We start from the raw sequence: 23,612 nt of genomic DNA, 5'->3' as shown, positions 1-23,612 counted from the left end.
GAAAAGTTTCTTGCTGCCTATTACGTAGCTCGACATCAACCTACCGTCGCTGACCGCTTACACTGGCTAACCATTGCGTTAGAATATGCTTTAAAGGCCGACAATGAAGCTACTAAAAGCGCACTCCCCACTTTATACTCTCAAATTTCGGCGTGCTATGACGACTTGGATGATGTGGAAAACGCCAAAAAGAATCACGAACTAAGCACTTTATATGGAGCAGCTCCTTCCGACAAAGGCCCTTTTTACCATGGTACAAAAGCTGATTTACAACTGGGTGATTTGTTGATAGCAGGTGGTCTTTCCAACTACCAATCTGAACTGGTAATGAATCATATTTATTTCACGGCGCTGGTCAGCGGTGCAGGACTTGCGGCAGCATTGGCCAAAGGCGATGGCCCCGAACGCGTGTATATCATTGAGCCTACGGGTAGTTTTGAGCATGACCCGAACCTCACTGATAAAAAATTCCCAGGCAATCTAACTCGTTCTTATCGCTCACAAGCACCTTTAAAAATTGTGGGAGAAGTAACCGAATGGGGCAAACAAACGCCACAGGCGATTCAAACATTTCGTGATAAATTGGACAACAACAAAGGTGAAATCATTAATTAATCGGCCTTTCTTTTTTGTACTGGTGCTTGTTTCGTTCGTAAAAGCAACCGCCCAATCTCCCGAAAAAATCAACTTTGTTCGGCAAGGTGTTCGTCGGTTTATTTTTGATGAAACGCAGCAACTACCGTTGGCCGCCCTGCACCCCCGCGAAATCATCGGCTTATCGGCCATGTATCCCGTCCGCCATGCTTCACCAACGCCTGCGGAAGTGAACGTGCTTTCCCAACAATTATCCATTCAATCAACGTCCGAAACTCAAACCTCTATTTGGTTTGGCGGCTTCAATCCGTTTGCTACCTATATCCTTGACCTCGCCCGCTGCCAAGGCCAAGGTGAGATGGGTTTTGAGTTTACGGATGCGTCCCAAAGCGAGCAGTTTGTGGTTAAATTGGTTTTTAAGGACGAACAATTGCTAGACGTACGCCAAAAAATAGTAAAAAACGCACAGGTAGTTACGGAGTCTTCCATTGCCACAAAAAACAGCAAAAACGCCCAAATCAAAGGTAAAATCATCCTCCAAATGCTAGGAAGTGGCCTAACGCTTTTCCTGGAAAACGGTGATTTACCACGCCCAATCGGGCAGTTTGATTTTGGTCAAATCCTAGATTTACGCCACAAAAAATACCTTCATTCGTTCCAAGCTCGCTTGTACGTGGGGCTTCAGAGAGGAGAAGTGCTTATTAAGAAAGTAGAATCGGTACTTAGTAGCGGCATGGGTCTGGCCGACATCCGCGCCATTACCTACGAAGATGGCAGTCCGCTCTTGGACAAGGGGCGGCTTTGGTACACCATGACGATACGAGGCCGAGCCTTGCCCCACCACGTTCAGGGCGTATTTAGCCTCGACCCAACTACCTTCGACCTCCGATTGGAAGGCGTGATTGTATTTGACCGAAACGACGGTTTGCTCCGCAATGAGGTGGCTTCTCACCTGTTTTACGACCGAAAAGTAAAAACTTGGCGGGGGCTTACGACGGGATTTAGTGCGTATGCAAAGCCCGAAGAGAAAAAACAACTCTTGGCCATCGAAAGCCAGCGCGACCCTCGGTTTGGGTTTTCGGTGATGAAAGCCACGCCGTTTGGCCTCGTGGGCGACATCGAAGACCCGCACGTTGTTTTTGATTCCACAGCCCGTAAGTGGCGGATGCTTACCTGCGAAAACCAAAACGGTTACAAGGCCATCATGCTCGAATCGGAGGAGTGGAACAAAGGGTATCGGCGCATTGCAGGCCCCGTTCAGCACAATTCTACGGGAACGTCTATTCAGAAAATTGGGAACGAACGGTATTGCTTTTCGGGAAGTCAGGAACGGCAACTATTTATTTACTCCTACCCTACGCTTCAAGAAATTGGTACCCTCAAAATGGATTTACCTCCGTGGGACGCTACTTCGGGTACTAGGGTATGGCCCAACGTCGTTGAACTGCCCGAAGGATACCCTTTTCGGTATGTGGCGCTGATGATGGATCGCTTCAATTTTCCTGGACTCGAAGGCCCCAACTGGACGTACGGAGCGTTGTATTTGTATCATGGCTACGAGGATGAATAAGGTGTCATCAGTATGCTATTATCGACGATTTTAGCACACTGATGACACTGATTTAACGGATTCACACGGATTAAACCTTCGGACAATAACCCCAAAACCAAAAAATTTACAAAAAGAACTTGCGAAACCAAAAAGCTGCGCCTACATTTGCAACCAATTGGCTTCATAAATAAAAAACAACAATGAGAAGAGACGTGTTTCAGGCCATTGCGGACCCTACCAGACGGGCGATTATTGCGTTGATTGCGTTGCAGTCGATGACACCCAATTCGATTGCAGAGCATTTTGACACCACCCGTCAGGCCGTTTCGAAGCACTTACGCATCCTGACCGAGTGTGAATTGGTAAAACAGGAGCACAAAGGCCGCGAAATTTACTATACGCTTGAGCTAGAACGAATGAAAGAAATCGACAAATGGCTTGAGCAGTTTAGGAAGATTTGGGAAACGCGTTTCAGCCAGCTTGATACGTTATTACAAACCATACAAAACCAACAAACGTAAGCAGCCTTCTGCTTATAAAATCTCAATATCAAACTTTCGGTAATTGTCGAGCGCGGGGTCGTTGCTCGGCAAGTCGGTGATGAGAGCGTCGATAGCCGAAAGTTCGCATACCTTAAAAAAATCGACGGTTTCGAGCTTTTCTTTGTTGCTCAATACGATTGTTTTTCGGGCCGATGCCATCAGGATTTTCTTCACTTCCCCCTCGTCTTGGATAGAGGCGGTGATTCCGATTCGACTGTCTATCGAACATGCTCCCATAAAATACACATCGGCTTGGTACTTTTGGGCTTCGAGGCACGTTTGAACTCCTACGTTGGTTTGCGTACTTCGGTTATAATTTCCCCCCAATACAATCACTTCGATTCCGTGGTGCGCCGACAACAGCGAAAGTAAGGCTATGTTATTGGTTATCAGTCGAAAACTGGCATCAATCGGAATACTTGAAACAAACGCCAGCATGGTCGTACCTCCGTCTATAAACACGGTTTTAGCTCCCAAGAGCTGTTGTTGGGCTTTGAGCGCAATTACTTTTTTAGCGTCAGGGAACATATCCGCGCGGTCTTGAAACGAAAGCGGGCTCGCCGAAGGGCTAATGGCTCCACCTCTTACTTTCACTAGCAATCCACTCTTTGCAAGTACTTCAATGTCTCGACGGACAGTATCTTCTGAGACGTTCAAACTCAACGCCAACTCTTCAAACGAAGCTTTATTGGTCGCTTTTATGACTTTCAAAATATGGTCAAAACGCTCCTCTTTTAACATTTTTTGAGGTTTTATATATTTTCAAACGTGAAGCCAAACGTGAAGCGGGTTGCTCACAACCCGCCCCTTTTCCAATATTGGCGTGCGTTAAATCAGGTTGTGAGCAACCCTCAACACGGGCAAAATCGGGTTGTGAGCAACCCTCAGCACAGGCAAAAATCGGGTTGTGAGCAACCCTCAACACGGGCAAAATCGGGTTGTGAGCAACCCGCTTCACGGCTACTTCCTGCCATACGCTACGGCTACTAACAGCAGCAAAAAGCCTGTAAAGCCAAAGGCTATCGACAAGGACGTTTGTTGGGCAATAAACCCTAGAATCGCTGGGCCTGCCAATTGACCAGCGTAGCCCATGCTCGTAATGGCCGCAAGAGCGACCGAACTTGGTACGTTTTTGAGTCGTCCGCCTTCGCTGAAAAACACAGGAACAATATTGGCCGCACCGATTCCTACCAAAACAAACCCTACAAAAGCGCCAATAAGCCAAGGAGTTCCGACAATGAGGGCAAAACCTGCGACCCCCACAAACGCGCCTCCCGACACTACCGTTTTGGTATCTAATTTTGAAACTACTTTGTCACCCACCAAACGCATGACCGCCATGGCAACTGAAAACGCCGCGTAGCCTACTCCCGACAATGCCTCCTCTACGCCTCGATTGTCGCGGAGAAAAATGGCGCTCCAGTCGAGCATGGCTCCTTCGGCCAAAAACACCGCAAAACACATCGCTCCCAAAAAAAGCACTTGGGCATTCAGCCAAGAAGCACCTCCTGAGCTTTCTTCGCTTTTTTCAGGCGCAAATCGGCGATTGACTTTCACTTCGGTAGCGGCATCCATCAAAAAACGAAACTGGGTAAGTACAATCAACATCATTAATCCTGATACAGAAATGGCCGCCATCAACGGCGTTATACCCAACTTTATCAACAGCCCAATGGCCAGCGGCCCTACCAGTCCCCCTACGCTAAAAAAGCCGTGGATAGACGACATGATGGGTTTTTCCGACAAATTTTGAATCTGAACCCCGTGTGCATTCATGGCGACATCGATGCTACCAAGACCTGCCCCAAACACGAAAAGCATGGCCGCCATGGCCACCGAAGAATCCATAAGCAACAGCAGCGGCAACGCCACCGACATCACGATGGCAGAGCCAATCATCGTTTTTAGGGAGCCTATTTTGGAAATCAGCCAACCCGAAATCGGCATCAGGATAATTGCCCCTGCCCCTAAAAACAAGAGCAAAACCCCCATCCTACCGTCGTCGAGGCCAAGTCGGTCTTTGGTATAAGGAACCATCGGCGCCCAACTCGAAATCCCAATACCGCACACCAGAAAAATGGCTTTGAGGGCAAATCGTGCTTTTTTCAGATCTAATTCGATGGCATCGTCGCGGAAATTCATGTTTGTACGAGATTTTTTGGTAGAAAACTTCAATTATTTTGCAATTATAAGCAAATTTGCAAAATATTGCAAAAAAAACAAACTCTATGAAAATCGAACACATTGCCATTTGGGTACAAAACCTCGAACAAATGAGGGCTTTTTACGAAACTTATTTTGGGGCCATTTCTAGCGCCAAATACCACAATCCAACCAAAAATTTTCAATCGTATTTTTTGTCTTTCGAGCAAGGAGCACGCCTCGAATTGATGCACAAGCCTGAAGTAAACAACATATCCCAAACAGTTGAAAATCAACGATTAGGAATTATACATTTGGCTATTTCGGTCGGAAGTAAAGAGCAAGTAGACAAGCTAACTAAAAAGCTACAAGAAAATGAATTTCAGGTAGTTGGAGAACCAAGAATGACTGGAGATGGTTATTATGAAAGTGTGATTTTAGATCCAGAAAACAATCTTATTGAAATTACTGAATAGGGATAAAAAGTAGTTATTCGACATATACCTCTTTAGTACCTTTGTAAGGTTTATCTATCGAAAGGCAATGGAATTTATCGAAATCTACAGCGGAACTTGGATACAATGCCAAATGGCCAAAAAACTTTTGGAAAGCGTAAAAATCAAAGCCATTCTAAAAGACCCAAACATGGGCTCAAGTTCTACTTTTTGTCGCCCGAGAGGCAATATTAAACTGTTGGTACTCGATTCGGACTACGAATCGGCTACCAACATTGTCACTAAATTGTAAAAAGCTACCCCCAGCTTTTTAGCGAATCATCTTCCTCCGATGTTCGACGCCCCAATGCTGCATCGAACTCAATACGTCATTCAGGCTTTCGCTGTAAGGCGTAAGCGAATACTCCACCGTAATCGGTTTTGTGTTTTGGACAGTACGGTTGACCAACTCGTTCATCTCTAGTTCTTGCAACTCCTTCGACAATATTCTCGGCGAAATCCCCGCCTCCCGCGACAGTTCTCTAAACCTCCGCGGCCCCGTCATTAGAATGGTCAGCAAAATAAGTTTCCACTTTCCCCCTACCACATCCAACGTATCTCGAATGGCCAAAATCGACTTTTGACAGGCTTCTTTTGTGTGTATGGTATCCATTTTGTAATCGGTATCCTTTTTGTAACAGGTTACAAATGTATAGCATTTTAAAAGAACTTTGTCCCGAAATAAAAAATTTAAAAACCATGTCATCCAAATCAATTAAAATTACGGGCTGGGCGTTAACCGCTGTTTTAGGGCTATTATTTGCGTTTAGTGCATTCTTAAAAATTAGCCAAAACGAAGCCGCCATCGCCCAAGCGAGCGCCATTGGCATTGATGCCCATACGTACCGTCTCATCGGATTGGTGGAAATTACGTCATTGGTATTGTTTCTTGTTCCACGAACGGCCATCATCGGCGCCTTCTTTCTCATCGCCTACATGGGCGGCGCCATCGCAACGCACCTCCAACACCAGCAACCTGTCGGAATGGCCGTTGGTGTGCAGGTTATTCTCTGGATTACCATTGCCGTGCGTTTCCCCGATTTGCTCCAACGCGTATTTTCGCCTAATTTAACAACGCATTAAGTATTTCAATCAACTACAGCTATGAACCAACGTACCATTAAATTTGCTTTTACTCCCAAATTCCACCAAGGTTTTTTAGGAAAAGGGCACGCCGCTGCGGCACTCATTGACGGGCAGCATTTCCCCCAAACCGACCCGTTTTTTTTACTCATGGACGATCAGCTCAACTTACCTGGTGGCCCACCCGTAGGAGGGGCGCATCCACACGCGGGTTTTGAAACCGTCACTTTTGTTGTTGATGGAAATGATAAAGAATGGCAAAAAGGAAGCCTCGAACTCATGACGGCAGGGAGAGGGATTGTTCACACCGAAGAGATTACGGCACAAACCACGCTGCGGATTTTGCAATTGTGGTTGGTCTTGCCGCCCGAAAAGCGCTGGATAGAACCTTCTTGGCAAAAATTAACGCTCGAAAATGTACCTACGCTCCAAAACAAACAAGGTACGATTCGGGTATATAGTGGCAGTAGCCATGGCCTCACCTCACCCTTGCGCAACCACACACCTTTTACTTTGGTCGATTTCCAGCTCAATGCCACCTCGGAAGTAACCCAACCGATTCCTGCACACTACAACGGATTTGTTTACGTTCTTGAGGGAAGTGTAATAGTTGGCGGTCGCCAGTTAGAAAAAGGCCAAGTCGGATGGCTGGATTCATTGAACGAAACGGAGAGCGAACTCCATGTTCAAAGTACCGAACAAAGCGCTCGTTTTGTCCTATACGCAGGGCAGCCTCACCAAGCTCCCATCGTCAGCCACGGGCCGTTTATTGGCGATACGCAGGAAGACATTATACGACTGTACCGCGAATACCGTCAAGGTAAAATGCCTCATTTGAATGAAATTTGACACCATAGACTATTTAAAAACGGGAAACGAGCGACAACAACGCGCCTACGACGTACTGACCAACCACCGAATTTTGACGCAACTCGCGCCATTTTCGCCTGTGTTGGTTGGTACGATTCCTATCAATATTGACATCGAAAGCAGCGACCTTGACATCATTTGTCAGTGGTCAGACAAAAGCGATTTTGCAGCAACGCTCCATTCATTGTTTGGCCATTACCCCAATTTTACTTTTTGGGAAAATCCCGCTCATCAAGCCGTCGTTGCACATTTTATAGTCGATGGGGTTGAAATTGAGGTATTTGGCCAAAACATTCCCCCAAAAACTCAAAACGCCTACCGCCATATGCTGGTTGAAGACAAACTCCTCGCTCAGCACGGCGAAGCTTTTCGGCAGCAGATTGTTTCGTTGAAGCGACAAGGATACAAGACCGAGCCTGCCTTTGCCCTGGCCTTGGGTCTGGAAGGCGACCCCTACTTAGCGCTCCTTACGTTGGAGGTTTAGGCTTACCAAAAAGTACAGACTTAGAAAGTCTTTGAGACTTTCCAAGTTTGTACTTCGCAAATCCAAAAACTTAGAAAGTCTTTGAGACTTTCCAAGTCTGTACTTCGCAAATCCAAAAACTTGGAAAGTCTTTGGCCTTCTTGTTATCCTTGTAAGATTGTTTTTCGACTATCGTTTGTAAACAAACATTCTTATGACTTTTTGGTACAACGCCATCGCACCCTTTACGCCTCAGTACCACGCTCATGGACATTCATGGGATGACTATGCGGCTTGGTACGGGTTACATCATTTGAAAGAAATGGTTTCTTTGGACGCGTTGCTCAACCCCTCTGTCGTCGAACCAGACTACAAAAGCAGTGAGGACTGGACATATATTGTTTGCGATGGCGTCTGGTTGACTGGCTTTTATAGCTCCATCGACTACGTACTTCGACGAACTAAATCTATTCACTATCAACTAATTGCAGTCGTAAAAGAACCTACCGAAGCTTGCCATCAAGTACCGCTCGATGGCTTTGAATTTATAGGTTATGACCTGCTAGATGACGCCTATTCAATCAGTACTTTAACCAATTGTACGGGAATGGCAAGCACGCTCATGCCAGACGATTTTAATGAACGCGGACTTCTCCGTGATTACAATCGCGCGATTTTGACCCAAAAAGAATTTATTGAATTAAACCCCAATGAACCACACTCGCGGTGTTATGTGATGGCGGTTTGGCGGCAAAAAATTGAGATATCTTCCTAAATAGTAAAATTCCCCTTACCTTTGTCGCATCATTTCGGCGTCAGATACACCAGCCCCTCTGCGTCCAATTTATTACTTCCATGTGAGATTCACTTTCTTTCCGATTCAATAAATAGCCCCGTCGCGATGCGGCGGCACGTGCTTTTTTATTCACTCCTAAAGAAAGAAATCATGCTGATTCTCCAGAATATTTCCTATACACATCCCAACAAATCACGGTTGTTTGATGAGCTTCATTTGACCGTAAATACCCACGAAAAAATCGCATTAATTGGCAACAATGGCTCAGGGAAATCGACGTTGTTGAAAATCATTGCGGGTGAATTACTCCCTTCTACTGGTCAACGGATGGTGCAAGCAACACCCTATTATATCCCACAAGTAGTAGGTCAATTCAACCACCTGACGGTCGCGGAGGCACTTGGAGTAGCCCAAAAACTAACTGCTTTGCAAGAAATATTGGCAGGCAACGTCACGGAAGAAAACCTTCTTGTACTCGATGACGATTGGACGCTAGAAGAACGGATTCAAGAAGCATTTGCCTATTGGCAGCTCACCGAAATTGACCTTACAGAACCGTTAGCAACTTTGAGTGGTGGGCAAAAAACAAAGGTATTTTTAGCAGGAATCGACATTCATAACCCAGACTTTATCTTGCTCGATGAGCCTAGTAATCACCTAGATACGGCGGCGCGGCAGTTGCTCTACGGCTTTATTGAATCAACCTCCAAAACGCTCATCGTAGTAAGCCACGACCGCACCTTACTCAATTTGCTTGATACCGTCTGCGAACTTGGAAAGCGAGGGATTACCGTCTATGGCGGCAATTATGATTTTTACGCCGAACAAAAAGAAATCCAGTCGAATGCCCTCCAACACGACGTTCAAAGCCGCGAAAAAGCGCTTCGGAAAGCCAAAGAAAAGGAACGTGAAACGCTGGAACGCCAACAAAAACTGGACGCGCGCGGAAAACAAAAGCAAGAAAAAGCGGGCGTGGCGCGTATTATGATGAATACCCTGAGAAACAATGCCGAAAACAGTACCTCAAAGCTAAAAAGTGTTCATGGTGAAAAAATTGACGGCCTGACCCAAGAATTACGCGACCTCCGCTCGTCCCTTCCCGACATCGACAAGATGAAGTTTGGGTTTAACAACTCTTTTTTGCACAAAGGAAAAATCTTGTTTGCGGCCGACCAACTCAATTTCAACTATGGTCACAAGTCGCTTTGGCTGGAAAGTTTAAACTTTCAAATCACTAGCGGTGAGCGCATTGCGCTGAAAGGATTGAATGGCTCGGGGAAAACCACCTTGATTAAACTCCTGTTGGGATCGCTCCAACCGTCGGCGGGCACCTTGCATCGAGCGGCGGGGCAAGCGGTATATATCGACCAAGATTATTCGTTGATTGACCCGCGTTTAAGCGTTTTGCAGCAAGCCCAACAGGCCAACAGCGCAGCACTGCAAGAACACGAAATCAAGATACGCTTGCATCGGTTTTTGTTTGACAAAGAAACCTGGGACAAGCCTTGCGGTGCGTTGAGCGGCGGCGAGCGAATGCGCTTGATGCTGTGTTGCCTCACAATTGGAAGCCAAGCTCCTGACCTGATTGTGCTAGACGAGCCCACCAATAACCTTGATATTCAAAACATTGACATCTTAACTGCTGCCATCAATGAATACCAAGGGACGCTCCTCGTGGTTTCGCACGACGCGCATTTTTTGGAACAAATACGGGTTGAGCGATTTATTTTGCTTTAGAAACTACGTCGAAGAATGTTATCAAAAATTGGTTATTTTTGGGTCAACACATTCTTTAACCACTCATGTCACTTACACGTTACACCAAACTCGTTTTTTGTTTATTCATAGCTAACCTAAGCTACGCTCAAAATCGCTTATCGCCAGGAAGCCACTTTGCTACTGTGAATGGAACTACCCTGCACTACTATGTGGCAGGGAAAGGCCCCGTTATGCTCTTCCCAACCCCAGGCTGGGGTGCTTCGATGGAGTACCTCAAAAACTATTTTCATCCGTTTGAGCAGTACTTTACCATGGTTTATTACGACACCCGCCATAGTGGACAATCCAAAGGCCCCGAAGACCCCAAGCAATACACTACCTCGTTTTTTATGGAGGACATGGATGCCCTAAGGCACTACCTCAATCAGCCCAAAGTGTGGCTTTCAGGCCATTCAATGGGTGGGTTTCAGGTGCTTTCGTACGGCATTAGCCACCCCAACAATGTTAATGGCATTGTTGCCATTGGCGCTTTGGCGGGTCGGGACAGCTTGTACGAAGCTGAAATTCAAAAAGCCATATTAAAACGTAAGGAAAAACCCTATTTTGAAGCAGGAGTCAAGGTGCTTATGAACTACGACCCCACTATGACGCTTACCCAAGCTATGAAGTTTATTATTCCGTTTTATTTTCACGACGAAAAAAACATAGAGGCTTTTATCAAAAAAGCGGGCAGTTTTAACGACCAAGTGGACAAATATACCCAAACCGCCAATTTTGGAACGGAGTATCTTTTCCCGAAACTTTCCTCTATCAACGCCCCCACTTTCGTCGTTGTAGGAGACGATGATTTTATTTGCGACAAAATTTCACAATCGGATCGTATTGCCAAACAGATTCCTCAATCGACCGAAGTAATCATTAAAGACGCAGGACATTTCCCGTTTGTAGAACAACCTCAGTCTTTCTTCCTAGAATGCACCAAATGGTTTGAAAAACAAGGTATTAAAAAACAGAAATAGCATTATTTTTATCGAATCACGTTTGATAAACCCTCTTTCTACCATGCAAAACGATTTTATTGAAAGTACTCGCAAGCAATTTGAATACTATAAACTACTGGGCGATAAAACCATGCAACAACTCAGCGATGAACAGCTGTTTTGGAGCTACAACGAAGAAAGTAACAGCATAGCCACCATTGTAAAACACCTCTGGGGCAACATGCTTTCGCGTTGGACCGATTTTTTGACCACTGATGGGGAAAAGGAAAGCCGTAACCGCGATGCTGAATTTATCAACGATGCCACCACCCGTCAAGAAGTACTTGAGCAATGGGAAGAAGGCTGGACCTGTCTTTTCCAAGCCCTTGATGCTCTGAGTTCTGACGACCTCACTAGAATTATTTACATCCGTAACCAAGGCCATACCGTAACGGAAGCCATTCATCGGCAATTGGCGCATTATCCTTACCACGTGGGTCAACTGGTATTTATCGGGAAAATGCTTGCTACGCAGTGGACTTCCCTTTCGGTACCGCGCGGAAAATCGAGTGATTTTAACCAAGAAAAATTCTCCCAACCAAAACTACGTGCCCATTTTACGGACGAAATTTTGAAAAAAACGTAAAATTGCACTCACATTATCCCTAATTTCTATGCAAGAACGCGAACAAATCATACAAGCGTACGTCGAAGCCTACAACCAATTTGACGTAGAAGGCATGTTGGCTCACCTCGACGAAAATGTACAGTTTGAGAACATTGCCAATGGCGAAGTCAACCTTCATTTAGAAGGCAAAGAGGCCATTCGCCACCAAGCGGAGCAGTCAAAAGGCTATTTTTCAGAACGTTGCCAAACCATCACGTCGTTCAAACACGAAAACGACCTTTGTGAAATCGAGGTAGATTACGAAGCCGTTTTGGCCATGGATTTGCCAATGGGACTCAAAAAAGACGACCGAATTCAGCTGGAAGGCCGCTCTATTTTCCAATTTAAAAACGACAAAATCATCGCCCTGACGGATATTAGCTAGGGTGTACGAATAAATACTTTTTTTTGAAACACATAGAAAACAGTAGAATAAACACATAGTAAACATAGACAGTCTTTTGTGCGCTAGTGAACTATGTGTTTACATTTGCCTATTCACGTTTTAGAAGTAGCTTTAGCCCTCTCCTGTCGTCGAGGTGACAAAGTACCCCTTGCCTTTTGCCAATTTGCCCATTGCCAATTTGTTATTTACTCTTTGCCAATTTGATTAATTCCCCCATCTTCACGCTATTTCATTTATTCTTACGTTATTTTTGTAAATCCTAACCCAGTACGGAATGACGCGTTTTGTAGGCATACTTTCAATCGTTTTTTTTGGTTTGTTGGTGAGCGCTTGTGCCGTGTTCAAGTCATCGCCTCCTCCTGCTAGAACTACCACTAAAACGCCCGCTACCAAACGTCCCCTACTGACCAAACCCAAAGGTGCTTACCAAAATTACGTGCGCGACATTGTACGCAGTGCTCGTGCTTATACGGGCACGCCCTACCGCAGTGGCGGTAACGACCGAGGCGGCATCGATTGCTCAGGATTGATTTGCTCGGTTTATACCGAAGTGGGCCTCAAAGTTCCGCGCATTTCGTGGCAGCAAGCTGAATTCGGCACCGAAGTCGAGGAAGTACACGACATCCGTCCAGGCGACTGGATTTTCTACGTACCCGACGCGGGCAAAGCGGGCTACGTTTCGCACGTGGGCATTGTAACCGAAGTGCGCGGCAAAAACGACATTCTATTCATTCACGCTTCGTCGTCCAAAGGTGTCCGCGAAGACAACCTCTTTTCTAAGTACTTCAAAAATCGTTTTGTGAAGGCCATGCGGCCGTTTTGATTTTTTTGGTCGGTTTTCACTTACCTTTCTGAGGTTGATTTGATTAAGAAGAAATTCATTTATCATCTTAATCAACTTACGCTATGCGCACTCCACTGTTTATTCTTTTGTTTTTAACTGTTTCGGTTCTGTCATTTAACCAGTCATTTTACAATCCATACTCAACACAACCTTCCAAACGGTCAACTTCTTCAAGAAGTAGTTTATTTGAAGAGCCAACAACAACCAGTCCATCTGTTAGATACCAAAACGGCTATCAAAAAAGCAATGGAACTTATGTTCAAGGACACTACAAAACCGAGTCTAACAGCACAAATTTAGACAACTTTTCTACTCAAGGAAATTCTAATCCTTTTACATCAGAGTCTGGCTCTCGTGCTCGTGATAACTCTCCTAATGCAAACAATTATGGGCAAGGCCGCACTATTCACACAGGTCCTCGTGGTGGTCAGTATTACTATAACGATAACGGCAACAAAGTATATGTTCCCAAACAATCAACTACTTTTCCATTTTGAGAAATTTAAACTTTAGTGTATGTTTGGTATGATTATATTCCAACACTATGCCCTCCAAACATACTACTTCATTTTCTCAGTTTGACTTATACCAAGCACTTAAACAACGGAGGGAGTGGGCCTACGACTTTTTATATAAAGAACTTCAGCATCCATTTTCTTATTGGGTTGAAAAAAACAGTGGTACTCAAATGGATGCGGAAGATGCTTTCCACAAAGGTCTTTTAAACTTTTTACTAAACATTGAGACAGGAAAATATCAATACCAAGATAACGTCAAAATAACAACTGTTATCTTCGACTACTGCAAAAAGGTATGGCTGAACGAGTTAGCTTCAAGTAGATTTAAGACGCAAGCGCCCATGCCAGATTCGTATAACCCTGCCAATGACATTGATTTACAACGAGACCTTGAGCAGAATGAACTTATTTTTCAAGTACGCAGCGCCCTCCACCAGCTCAAAGGTGATTGCCGACAACTCATCGAATGGTTTTACATTGATAACTTATCAATACGAGAAATAGCCCTGCTTCTCTCAATGAAAGAGTCTTCGACCAAACAAAAACGGTATGATTGCACTGAGAAACTTAAAAATATTTACCTAAAATTGACCCAGCAAACAAAATGAATTCAGGCCAGTTTGAACGAATTGAAGCATACCTTCAAAACCAGCTTTCGGAGGCCGAACGGCGCGACTTTGAAAGTGAATTACAATATAATAGCGCCTTTCGGCTGGAGGTAGAAACTCAGCAAAAACTATACATAGGGTTTCAAGCATTGGCTATCGAAAAAAGGCTCAATGCTTCAAAAAAACGAACCCAAATTCAACAAAGAATAAAACCAAAACAGCCATTTTCTGTCTTTAAACAGTGGCCTGTATGGTCAGCCGCAGCTTCTATTGTACTAATAATAGGAATAAGTTGGTGGATGGCTAAATCTTTTGGTAGTTCCAGAGAAACAGAGATAGTGGCACTGGTCGATAGAGAAATGACAGACGTACAATATAAATCTTTGCCTTTTGAGTCTTTACAAAACATTTCCAAAACTGCCCCATCTCGACTTACCCGCGAAAAAGCAGAGTGGTATGTCGCATTGGTTTATCTAAAGAAAGGTAAAACAAAAGAGGCAAACAAAATTTTAGCGCGAATCGCACACAACCCAAAACATCACTATCATTTACGTGCGAAAAAATTATTACAAAGCATGTAAGTGCCTATCGGATTTTAACTACCCAAAAATCTCGCCCACCACGACTATTTTCGGATTTCTCACCCGAACTATTAGAATCTGAATAACCAACTAGGACAACTCTTCCATCAGACGTTTGCAGTGCTTTTCCTGCATTGTCATCACCATTTCCACCATACGTTTTATCCCATTGTTTTTGACCACTTTCATTGATATTTACAATCCAAAAATCCCTATTACCTCTACTATTTTCTGATTTGTCGTCCGATATATTTGATGTAGAGCTTCCGACTAGCAAGATGCTATTATTAGGCATAAAAATAGCATTAGTCATACCATCAAACCCGTTTCCTCCATAGGTTTTATCCCATTGTCTTTGACCGGTTTCGGTTATCTTTACCAACCAAAAATCTGTCTCCCCTCTATTTTGCTCTTGTTTATCTCCCGAACTTCCCGAACGGGATGAGCCTCCTAATAAAAATCCACGATCAGGCATAAATAGTAAGGTTTCCAAAACATCATCAGCTCCCCCTCCAAGTGTTTTATCCCACTGTTTTTGACCGTTAGCTCCTATTTTAATAACCCAAAAGTCCCAACCTCCAAGGCAATTTTCAGATTTATCACCTGAAGCATCTGAGGTGGACCATCCTCCAAGCAAAGCCCCTCCATCTGAAGCTGAAATAAGAGCTGTCATAGACTGTGTGTTAGCCCCCCCGAATGTTCGATCCCATTGTTTAGCACCATTACCACTAATTTTAACAATCCAGTAGTCAGTAATTCCTCTTTTATTTTCCGTTTTTGTCCCAGAACTAGCAGAGCTTGAAGTCCCTCCTAAAATAAACCCGCCATCTGAGGTCGAAACAACACTTGTTAATATATCATCATCTGCTCCTCCAAAGGTCTTATCCCACTGTTTTGTACCATTGGCATCAATTTTAAGCACCCAATAATCAAATTTCCCAAACCCATTTTCAGATTTCTCATTTGACGCTTTTGAATCTGAATATCCTCCGAGCAAAAAACCACCATCTGGCGTTACAATAATATTTGTCATAATATCACTGTTACTACCACCGTAGGTTTTATCCCATTGTTTGACACCATCAGCATTTATTTTTACCAGCCAAAAATCATCACCACCACGACCTTGGTTAGTTTTATCTCCCGAAAATCCTCCATCAGAGAATCCCCCAATAAGATAGCCCCCGTCATTTGTCAAAACTATTCCTGCATAGGGCTCATCTCGACTACTGCTTCCCAAGGTTTTATCCCATATTTTTGAACTAACCTGCAATTCAATCAAAGTATTAGTACTTACTGTTGCTTTTTCATTACATAAAGTTTCAACCTCAGCAACAATAGTATAATTTCCACTCGCAGTAAATGTATAGCTGAAGGAGTTTTCCCCTAACCGTTGTTCTTGAAAAATAGTATTTCCAGCACTTACAACTCTCCAAATCACAAGCTTAATACTCGGCAAAGTATTTGGTTTAAGTGAATACGTAACCGTCTGTTCATTTTTACTATCAATGATTATTTCAGTAGGCATTACGCACGTTTTTATAGACACAGTAGTGGTGAAAGACATTTTGTCTCCACATACGTTCAACACTTCTGCCGTAATAACATAACTCCCATCAGCGCCAAATGTGTATTCAAATGCTCCTGTAGAACTCGTTCCTAGGATAGTAGAACCTTGTTTCCATGTAATTGGAAATGTTATATCCGCAGTTACCCCAGCCAATAAAAACATATATTTTCGCGCGCTATTTGCACTAACAGCGGCATTTATTGCTGTAGGTTTTTGGCATACTTTCAATGTTTTCAAAACAGGATCTGCCCATCTACAGCCTATTAAAAACATTAATAAAATATAAAGAAACGCCTTTTTCATATAAAAAATATGCTCCAAGTAACACCCTTACCTAATTTTTACAATCCAGAAATCCCTTCCTCCGCGGCTGTTTTCAGATTTTTCACCTGAAATGTTAGAATCGGAATACCCACCCAACAATATACTTCCATTTGAGTGGACGATTGACCTAGTCCCAGGCCAACCTTCCTGACCACTTCCGCCAAAAACTTTATCCCACAACTTTTCCCCACTTTCACTTATTTTAAATAACCAATAGTCCTGTTGTCCTCTTGCAGGTTCTGATTTCTCATTTCCAGCAGGTGAACTTGAGTATGCTGTAATTAAAAAACTATTGTCGGCTCCTAAAGTAATCCCACCTTCGGCAACTGCATCATCCCATGGGCCGCCATAAGTCTTATCCCACTGCTTTTGGCCAGTCGAATTAATTTTTAATACCCAACAATCATAGCTTCCTCGGCGGTTTTCTGACTTTTCGCCTGAGCTATTAGAAATTGAAGCACATGCTAAAAGACACCCTCCATCTGAAGTGGCTACAATCCCTCGGAAGTTATCATCTTCCGCACCTCCATAGGTTTTATCCCATTGCTTTTGACCATTTTTATCAATTTTCACCAGCCAATTGTCAATACCACCTCGACTACTTTCAGACTTATCTCCTGAATTATTAGAGTTAGATTGCCCAGCTATTAAAAAGCCCCCATCAAGGGTGGTACAAAGCCCTCCAAGAAAATCGTCGTTGCGTCCTCCAAAGGTTTTATCCCACTGTTTTTGACCATTCGCATTGATTTTAACAATCCAGAAATCCCAAGCACCCTGGCTATTCTCAGATTTCTCCCCCGAAATATTTGAGGTTGAATTCCCTCCTATGACAAAACCCCCATCCAATGTACTTATAATTGTCCCAAAGTAATCCGTATTATTTCCTCCAAACGTTTTGTCCCACTGCTTTTGACCGTTAGCATTAATTTTCACAATCCAGAAATCGAAGCCACCGCGGCTATTTTCAGTTTTGTCTCCTCCTGCTGAAGATCCTGAGTGGCCAGAGAGTAAAAAACCTCCATCAGGCGTAGCAATCACACCAGCTAATTTCTCCTCACCAAGACCTCCAAACGTTCTATCCCATTGTTTTTGACCATTCGCATTAACTTTAACAACCCAAAAGTCATAATTACCTCTACTATTTTCTGATTTATCGACTGAGCTATTTGAATTTGAAGAGCCTCCTAACAAATAACCACCATCAGAAGTAGTAATCATTGAGATTATTTCATCAGTATCGCTCCCTCCAAATGTCTTATCCCAAATCTTAAATTCTGCACTGACATTTTGGATTAGTGTTATAGTTTGCCCACAGATTGTTTGCACAATTGCCATAACACTCACCACCTCGGAAGAATTAACCGTGTACGTAATTTTATCCGTTACTTTAAGTGAACCATGAGCCTGGTCTTTATACTGACTTACAGTTTTCCACGCTACTGACGCTACGTCTGACGGTACACTCGTTTTAATACCAAAACTAAACTTTCTGACATCCAATGGATCCGTTGTTACTGTGATTTCAGTAGGTAGAACGCATGTTTTTACAGCAACAGTAGATGTAAGTGTTATTTTATCCCCACATTTGGTCAATGCCTCAGCTGTAATCACGAAACTACCATCTCCCGCAAAAGTATAATTAATCGATGATGAGGAACTCGTACCAATCGTATATGGGCCATCTTTCCAGTTAATTGGGAAAATTATATCAGTTGTTGAACCAACCAACGATATGGTATATTGACGTGAATTATTCGCATTGACCGTCGCATTTATTGCAGTAGGCTTTTGACAAACTTTCAATGTTTTCATCGAAGGCTCTACCCATTGACAGGCAGTCAAAAACACCAATGTAATGTAAGAACATGCTTTTTTCATCATCAAAAACGGTATTGAAGCGCCAAACCAATATTTTGATTATTAGAATTGAGTTTAAAACCAGTTTGTTTTTTAGTTTTTGGCTTAGTCGTCAATAGGATAATCTCAGCAATAGCAGCAGCCCCTGCTATCCCCAAACAAGCATACATGGTTGTTTTATTGCTTTGGAAATTTTTAACGTCTTTATAAGCCGTTTCCCACTGGTTAAAAGCCGTTTGGTTCAAAATTACATTATCCCCATCTGGATCAGTTGTTTGTGAGATACTATTGAGGTTACTAAGCTTTGTTTGGTATTGATTATTGAGAAGATACGCATAGCCTCCCGCACCCAATCCTACCAAAGCAGTAAGTACCTTTGGAACAATACGGCGTTTGGGTGATGCAATTGGTTTCAATGTTACTGCGGGAGTAGTTTCTTTTTTGACCCCTTCTTTTTTCGCTTCTAAAGGTGTTTTCTCTTTCGTTTCTTGAGGTTTAGAAATGTTTACAGGATTTTGTACAGGCTCTAAACCTTTATCTTTTGGCTTTTCTGCTACATTTTGAGCGGCAACTTCATTTCGTTGTTGAACTTTGATAAACTCATCACAGTTCTGAATCTGTACTTGGATTAAGTCAGGCTTATTTACGTATTGGAGTGCTTCTTGGTAATTCTTTTTCGCCTCTGTATAATTCTTTTGTGCATACAATTTAGTCGCTTTGTCAGTCCAAAAATCCGCTAGCATTCCCTTAGCAATTGGCTCATTTGGGTTTTCTACCAAGATTTGTTTCAATGCTCCAAGCGCCTCTTCTCCTTTCCCCGAACTGATGAGTTTTGAAGCATTATCTCGCAAAGTTGATAATTTTGTTACTAACGCAATACGTCCCTTTGCATACGTATCATTCTCAAAATTAGGAACTTCCAAACAATTTCGGTATTGCTTAAGGGCATTGATATAATCTCCTTGTGCAAAAAAATCATCCCCTCTTTTCTTGTAACGGTCGTACTCTTCATCAATTCCCAGTGCAACATTTTTTATCGCTGTCGGAGCGGTTCGCACATTTTTGGCATTGGCTGTAGTAACCCAACAATTGGTTATTAGTAGAAGTAAAAGTATCTTTTGCATCATTATAAATTTGTATCACATTCTTTAATTTTTCGACGAATTTCTTCTGTATTTCGGATAGCTTGTGCCACCCTGTACCAAGCTTTTGCCCCTTCGTATTCTTCATTTGCAAAAATACGGTCACCTTTCGCGACATAAGTAGCGTAGGCATTCATTCCTTTGGCAGTAGCAACATCATTACTGTTCGCTAAATCATTGGCTTGCTTAAAGTTTTGAATAGCTGCTCCTTTATTATTGCTTGCTGTAATTGTTATCATGCCCCTTTCAATCAACTCGTCGTACTCTTTCTGGATTTGCTGCCTCTTCAATGCAGCTTGTTCTTTTAGCCTGTTTTCCTCCTCTAGTTTTTGTTGCTTCATACGACGTTCAACCTCATCGTTGTTCGTCGGAGCAAGAACCACCTCATTTGTCTTATTCTCATTTAATGGTTCTGGGTTACGCTTTTCAGGCTTATTTTTAGCGGGGATAACCTCTACCTTGGCAGGTATCTTAGCATTCTTTCTTTCGGTCAATTGAGTTGGTTTTCCATTTATTTGGCTCTCACTACCTTGCTTCGCATCCTCTTTTTTCCAAAAAAATAGACTCATCAAAACAACTACAACAGTTCCAGCTCCTCCCCAAAGCGCCCAATTACTTGTTTTGGGTTGTTTTTTTGTAGTTGGTACAACCACATTTGGCTGATACACATCCGTAGGTACTTCCAGTTTGTTTTCCTTTGGTTTTTCGTAAACGTCTGTTGTATCTGTAGGCACAGACTGTGTTACAGGTTGAATCGGTTTGACCAGCGGAGATTTTTTTATTGGTTCATCAAGCATCACCAACAACTCCTCCGCTTTGCGTACGCGCGCCCGAATGTCTTTAACGAGACATCGACGTACTATACTTTGATAGGGTTCTGGTAAAGCAAAGAGACGCTCGGGGAGTTGAGCCGTAATAATTTTGCGTTCTATCTCACGGCGCAATGTAGGCTCACTTGAGTGGGAGCCTACGCTGAAAGGCTTTTCCCCCGTTAGCATTTCGTATAAAATAACCCCAAATGCCCATAAATCTAGGTTAAAACTCACTCGCCCCCCCTCAATTTGTTCTGGGGCTTTATAGGAAGGCGTACCTCTACCATCGCTCAAGTCAAAATCAGAACTCTCTATTTCATCTTGGCTTACCAGTTTACTAAGTCCAAAATCTGCAATTTTGGGAACATAGCGTCCGTCGAACCCACGTGAAATAAGAATATTGGCAGGTTTAAAATCTCGATGAACAATCCGCTGTTGGTGTAAATGTTTTAACCCTTCTAATATTCCTTTGACAATATCTCGCAGCTCTTTGTCCGACAGTTTCTGGTGTTTAAGCAAATCTGCCAAATTTCCGTCGGCATAATATTTCATTATTGCGAAATCACTTACCCCCGTATCTGTTTCAAGGCGGTAACAAGCATCATAACGCGCAATATTGGCATGTCGTGGTACTTTCTGGGCAAGTTCTACTTCCGCTCTGAGTGATTTAGCCTCGTTTCGTCGGTATTCACTGATTTTTACTGCTACCCACTCAGTCTCTACTTGATCTTCAACTTTAAAAACCTTACCGTACGTACCACTTCCCAACCACGCCCCCTTATCTGCAAATTGAATTGGGTATCGTTTACGAAATTCTTGAAAGGTGGTAAAATCAGGGTTCATTTAGTAAATCACTCAATTGTTTTAAACCAATTCCTTGTAGGCATCAGGATAACGAATCATTTCAAGCTCGGCTCCTTTTTCCACAGCACTTTCAGCTAATTCTAATACTTTTTGGTTGACTGTATCTGACAAATACGCTTCCCCACAATTATCGCAAACATCAGCAGGCACGTCTTTAATGATTACAATCGCAACGCCACGTTGCAGCGTAATCAGCGTTTTTCCCTTTTCTATTTGACCAGTTTTACAAAATACGCATTGCATACTTTTATTTGGTTTTTCATTGGCAAACCATTATTTGTCTATTAATCAGGATACTTTGCGACAAAAATATCCAGCCCTCCAGAATAAGACAATGCAGGCGCTGTCCCAAATACAAACGAACTACTGTAAAACCCACTCAATAGCAGTAAATTTCCAGCGGTGTTGACCGCCAAAGACGTTCCTCCATCAGCTCCCCCTCCGCCTGCCGTCTTTACAAACTTAAAAGTACTGTTACTATCATATTGGGCTAAAAATACATCTGTATTTCCAGAAGAACTAACTGATGTATTGTCAAATGTACTCGTGCTGCTTATTAAACCTGTAATGTAAACATTGCCCGATTTATCTACAACGACTCCATTCCCAGCATCTGCACCCGCGCCACCCGCTGTTTTCACCCATTCTACACTTAAATTTGTTAGGTTGTATTTTGCCAAAAATATATCTCCGCCTCCACGGTAGTTCACTTGGGTATTACCGTAATTAGCACCTTGTATAGTCCCCGTAACATATACAGCGGAACCACTCACAGCCACACTGCTACCAAAGGCGGGGGTTCCAGAATTTGAATTGTGAAAAGCTACCAAATTTCCACTTGAGCTATATTTTGCAAGAAATATGTCGGGGGTTGCGTTGGAAGAATAAACCGTTGATGCACCAGAGGCCGAACGGAAAGTAGCTGGTGAAGAGAAATTTCCTGTCATATAAGCATTGCCTTCTGTATCTACAGCCACGCTGCTTGCATAGTCATTCTCAAAGCCACCGCAAGAAACAGCCCAAATAGCATCTCCATTCCCGTTTAATTTAGCTAAGAAGGCATCATATTTACCTGCTCCCCCTGATGCTTGAATGGTCGTACTCCCAAATGTTGCAGAAGGTGCACTAAAGAAGCCTGTAATATAAATACCTGACGTATGCACTGCTATACCAACTCCTTGGTCAGGGCTGCCTCCACCATAGAGTTTGTTCCAGAGCATTTGTCCATCACGGTTGTATTTTGCTACAAATACATCGGTTGGTCCATTCGTTTGTCTCCTTACTGGTGAATTAGAAATAACGTTGGCGGTAGTATTAAAAAATCCTGCATTTGTACTTACTTGCCCTACCACATAAATATCACCGTTAGCATCCACGGCAATTCCCTTTCCTTCGTCCGTACCATCACCAGTTATCCGTTGTACCCATGCCATATCTCCATTACTATTGTATTTAGCGATGAATACGTCATTAGCACCTGCGACACTCAAAGTTGTTGCCCCAAAAGAAATCGAAGCCCCATAATTACCAATAACATATACATTACCAAGTCCGTCAACAGCCACACTGTTACCTACGTCATTTGCACTACTTCCATTTCGCCAAGCTTTGAAATTGGCAGTAGCCGAAACTCCCCCGACCGAAACAGTTACCCCCAACGTTCGGGTTATTTTTTCGCCACAAACAGTCTCTATTTCTGCGCTTATCGTATAACTCCCCGAAGATGTAAAGGTGTAGCTAAATGTACCCGCCTCTGTTCGTTGCTCTTGAAATACGACATTACTTCCATTAAATACCTTCCACAGTACAGCCTTAACATCAGCTGCTACTCCATTGACAAGTGAGTAAGTATATGTATTAGAATTCGTCGTTGAATTGGTTATAGCAGTAGGCAAAACGCATGTTTTTACCGTAATTACTGTGTTCGTAGAAAGTGTTATTTTATCCCCACATAGGGTTTGAATTTCTGCAACAATCGTGTAAGTACCCGCCGACACAAATGTATATCCAAACACACCTCCATCCCCTCTACCTTGCGTAAGTACCGTTGTACCACTTAATACCTTCCAGTTTAAACTGGTGACCTCATTAGTCTCCGTATTTAATCGATATACGTAGGAATAGGCACTACTACTGCTCTTGGTTGCCACTATTTCAGTGGGAGATGTACATGTTTTTAAAATT

At 43.2% G+C, this 23,612-nt stretch carries 26 protein-coding genes; 17 read left to right on the top strand and 9 right to left on the bottom strand.

What is annotated here, in order from left to right:
• Positions 1-174: 174 nt before the first annotated feature.
• The 3 genes from arr to AC23N5_RS08975 all read left to right on the top strand — a co-directional run bounded on the left by arr (position 175) and on the right by AC23N5_RS08975 (position 2,667).
• Entirely contained in the window at positions 175-615 is a 441-nt protein-coding gene (gene arr / locus AC23N5_RS08985; RefSeq protein ID WP_374757997.1) for an NAD(+)--rifampin ADP-ribosyltransferase, read from the top strand.
• Positions 599-2,164, top strand: a complete 1,566-nt coding sequence (locus AC23N5_RS08980) for a hypothetical protein (RefSeq protein WP_487755295.1) — start codon at positions 599-601, stop codon at positions 2,162-2,164. Before arr ends, AC23N5_RS08980 begins: the two co-directional genes overlap by 17 nt.
• A 182-nt stretch (positions 2,165-2,346) precedes the next feature.
• Positions 2,347-2,667: an ArsR/SmtB family transcription factor gene (locus AC23N5_RS08975; RefSeq protein WP_487755294.1), complete on the top strand. Its 321-nt coding sequence runs from the start codon at positions 2,347-2,349 to the stop codon at positions 2,665-2,667.
• Positions 2,668-2,679: 12 nt separating this feature from the next.
• Here AC23N5_RS08975 and AC23N5_RS08970 read toward each other — a convergent pair whose 3' ends face one another.
• Both AC23N5_RS08970 and AC23N5_RS08965 read right to left on the bottom strand, forming a co-directional pair.
• A complete protein-coding gene (locus AC23N5_RS08970; protein WP_487755293.1) occupies positions 2,680-3,429 on the bottom strand; it encodes a DeoR/GlpR family DNA-binding transcription regulator in 750 nt (249 codons plus the stop codon).
• 219 nt (positions 3,430-3,648) lie between these two features.
• Positions 3,649-4,830, bottom strand: a complete 1,182-nt coding sequence (locus tag AC23N5_RS08965; protein WP_487755292.1) for an MFS transporter — start codon at positions 4,828-4,830, stop codon at positions 3,649-3,651.
• A 56-nt stretch (positions 4,831-4,886) separates the two neighbouring features.
• Between AC23N5_RS08965 and AC23N5_RS08960 the strand changes: the two genes are divergently transcribed.
• Both AC23N5_RS08960 and AC23N5_RS08955 read left to right on the top strand, forming a co-directional pair.
• Positions 4,887-5,306: a VOC family protein gene (locus AC23N5_RS08960; RefSeq protein WP_487755291.1), complete on the top strand. Its 420-nt coding sequence runs from the start codon at positions 4,887-4,889 to the stop codon at positions 5,304-5,306.
• A 67-nt stretch (positions 5,307-5,373) separates the two neighbouring features.
• Positions 5,374-5,577 (top strand): putative signal transducing protein, encoded by a 204-nt coding sequence (locus AC23N5_RS08955; protein ID WP_122931786.1) that lies wholly within the window; start codon positions 5,374-5,376, stop codon positions 5,575-5,577.
• Positions 5,578-5,595: 18 nt separating this feature from the next.
• Here the strand turns inward: AC23N5_RS08955 and AC23N5_RS08950 are convergent, their stop codons facing one another.
• Positions 5,596-5,937, bottom strand: coding sequence for a winged helix-turn-helix transcriptional regulator (locus AC23N5_RS08950; RefSeq protein WP_183973540.1), 342 nt, complete (start codon positions 5,935-5,937; stop codon positions 5,596-5,598).
• Between the two features lie 86 nt (positions 5,938-6,023).
• Here AC23N5_RS08950 and AC23N5_RS08945 point away from each other — a divergent pair, with 86 nt between their 5' ends.
• From AC23N5_RS08945 to AC23N5_RS08890, 12 genes are all read left to right on the top strand, one after another.
• Entirely contained in the window at positions 6,024-6,407 is a 384-nt protein-coding gene (locus AC23N5_RS08945) for a DoxX family protein (RefSeq protein WP_487755290.1), read from the top strand.
• A 21-nt stretch (positions 6,408-6,428) separates the two neighbouring features.
• Positions 6,429-7,256, top strand: a complete 828-nt coding sequence (locus AC23N5_RS08940; protein WP_487755289.1) for a pirin family protein — start codon at positions 6,429-6,431, stop codon at positions 7,254-7,256.
• Positions 7,246-7,761 (top strand): DUF4269 domain-containing protein, encoded by a 516-nt coding sequence (locus AC23N5_RS08935; protein WP_183973534.1) that lies wholly within the window; start codon positions 7,246-7,248, stop codon positions 7,759-7,761. The genes AC23N5_RS08940 and AC23N5_RS08935 overlap by 11 nt, the downstream gene beginning before the upstream one ends.
• A 193-nt stretch (positions 7,762-7,954) precedes the next feature.
• Entirely contained in the window at positions 7,955-8,515 is a 561-nt protein-coding gene (locus AC23N5_RS08930; protein WP_487755288.1) for a hypothetical protein, read from the top strand.
• Between the two features lie 171 nt (positions 8,516-8,686).
• Positions 8,687-10,273, top strand: coding sequence for a ribosomal protection-like ABC-F family protein (gene abc-f, locus AC23N5_RS08925; protein WP_487755287.1), 1,587 nt, complete (start codon positions 8,687-8,689; stop codon positions 10,271-10,273).
• A gap of 65 nt (positions 10,274-10,338) precedes the next feature.
• Entirely contained in the window at positions 10,339-11,274 is a 936-nt protein-coding gene (locus tag AC23N5_RS08920; protein ID WP_487755286.1) for an alpha/beta fold hydrolase, read from the top strand.
• Between the two features lie 43 nt (positions 11,275-11,317).
• A complete protein-coding gene (locus AC23N5_RS08915; RefSeq protein ID WP_183973526.1) occupies positions 11,318-11,881 on the top strand; it encodes a DUF1572 family protein in 564 nt (187 codons plus the stop codon).
• Between the two features lie 28 nt (positions 11,882-11,909).
• Entirely contained in the window at positions 11,910-12,287 is a 378-nt protein-coding gene (locus AC23N5_RS08910) for a nuclear transport factor 2 family protein (RefSeq protein ID WP_487755285.1), read from the top strand.
• A 295-nt stretch (positions 12,288-12,582) separates the two neighbouring features.
• A complete protein-coding gene (locus AC23N5_RS08905) occupies positions 12,583-13,131 on the top strand; it encodes a C40 family peptidase (RefSeq protein ID WP_183973522.1) in 549 nt (182 codons plus the stop codon).
• A gap of 83 nt (positions 13,132-13,214) precedes the next feature.
• The gene (locus AC23N5_RS08900) at positions 13,215-13,649 is read left to right on the top strand and encodes a hypothetical protein (RefSeq protein WP_487755284.1); all 435 of its coding nucleotides are present in this window, start codon (positions 13,215-13,217) and stop codon (positions 13,647-13,649) included.
• Between the two features lie 47 nt (positions 13,650-13,696).
• Positions 13,697-14,278 carry an RNA polymerase sigma factor gene (locus AC23N5_RS08895; RefSeq protein WP_487755283.1) on the top strand — a complete coding sequence of 194 codons (582 nt, stop codon included), beginning with the start codon at positions 13,697-13,699 and terminating at the stop codon, positions 14,276-14,278.
• Positions 14,275-14,859: a hypothetical protein gene (locus tag AC23N5_RS08890; RefSeq protein ID WP_487755282.1), complete on the top strand. Its 585-nt coding sequence runs from the start codon at positions 14,275-14,277 to the stop codon at positions 14,857-14,859. The genes AC23N5_RS08895 and AC23N5_RS08890 overlap by 4 nt, the downstream gene beginning before the upstream one ends.
• Positions 14,860-14,863: 4 nt before the next feature.
• Here AC23N5_RS08890 and AC23N5_RS08885 read toward each other — a convergent pair whose 3' ends face one another.
• Genes AC23N5_RS08885 through AC23N5_RS08860 form a run of 6 tightly spaced genes read right to left on the bottom strand, consistent with a single transcriptional unit; the run spans position 14,864 to position 23,578 of the window.
• Positions 14,864-16,732: a hypothetical protein gene (locus tag AC23N5_RS08885; RefSeq protein ID WP_487755281.1), complete on the bottom strand. Its 1,869-nt coding sequence runs from the start codon at positions 16,730-16,732 to the stop codon at positions 14,864-14,866.
• Positions 16,733-16,759: 27 nt separating this feature from the next.
• Positions 16,760-18,634: a hypothetical protein gene (locus AC23N5_RS08880; RefSeq protein WP_487755280.1), complete on the bottom strand. Its 1,875-nt coding sequence runs from the start codon at positions 18,632-18,634 to the stop codon at positions 16,760-16,762.
• Complete coding sequence (locus tag AC23N5_RS08875; RefSeq protein ID WP_487755279.1) at positions 18,634-19,734, bottom strand: tetratricopeptide repeat protein; 1,101 nt, start codon at positions 19,732-19,734, stop codon at positions 18,634-18,636. Before AC23N5_RS08875 ends, AC23N5_RS08880 begins: the two co-directional genes overlap by 1 nt.
• 2 nt (positions 19,735-19,736) lie before the next feature.
• Entirely contained in the window at positions 19,737-21,407 is a 1,671-nt protein-coding gene (locus AC23N5_RS08870; RefSeq protein WP_487755278.1) for a serine/threonine-protein kinase, read from the bottom strand.
• 21 nt (positions 21,408-21,428) lie between these two features.
• Positions 21,429-21,671: a type II toxin-antitoxin system MqsA family antitoxin gene (locus tag AC23N5_RS08865; RefSeq protein ID WP_487755277.1), complete on the bottom strand. Its 243-nt coding sequence runs from the start codon at positions 21,669-21,671 to the stop codon at positions 21,429-21,431.
• Between the two features lie 41 nt (positions 21,672-21,712).
• Positions 21,713-23,578, bottom strand: coding sequence for an SBBP repeat-containing protein (locus AC23N5_RS08860; protein WP_487755276.1), 1,866 nt, complete (start codon positions 23,576-23,578; stop codon positions 21,713-21,715).
• Between the last annotated feature and the right edge of the window lie 34 nt (positions 23,579-23,612).

Source organism: Runella sp. R5_40, from assembly GCF_057652295.1.
This window is presented reverse-complemented; position numbering and strand designations above follow the sequence as displayed.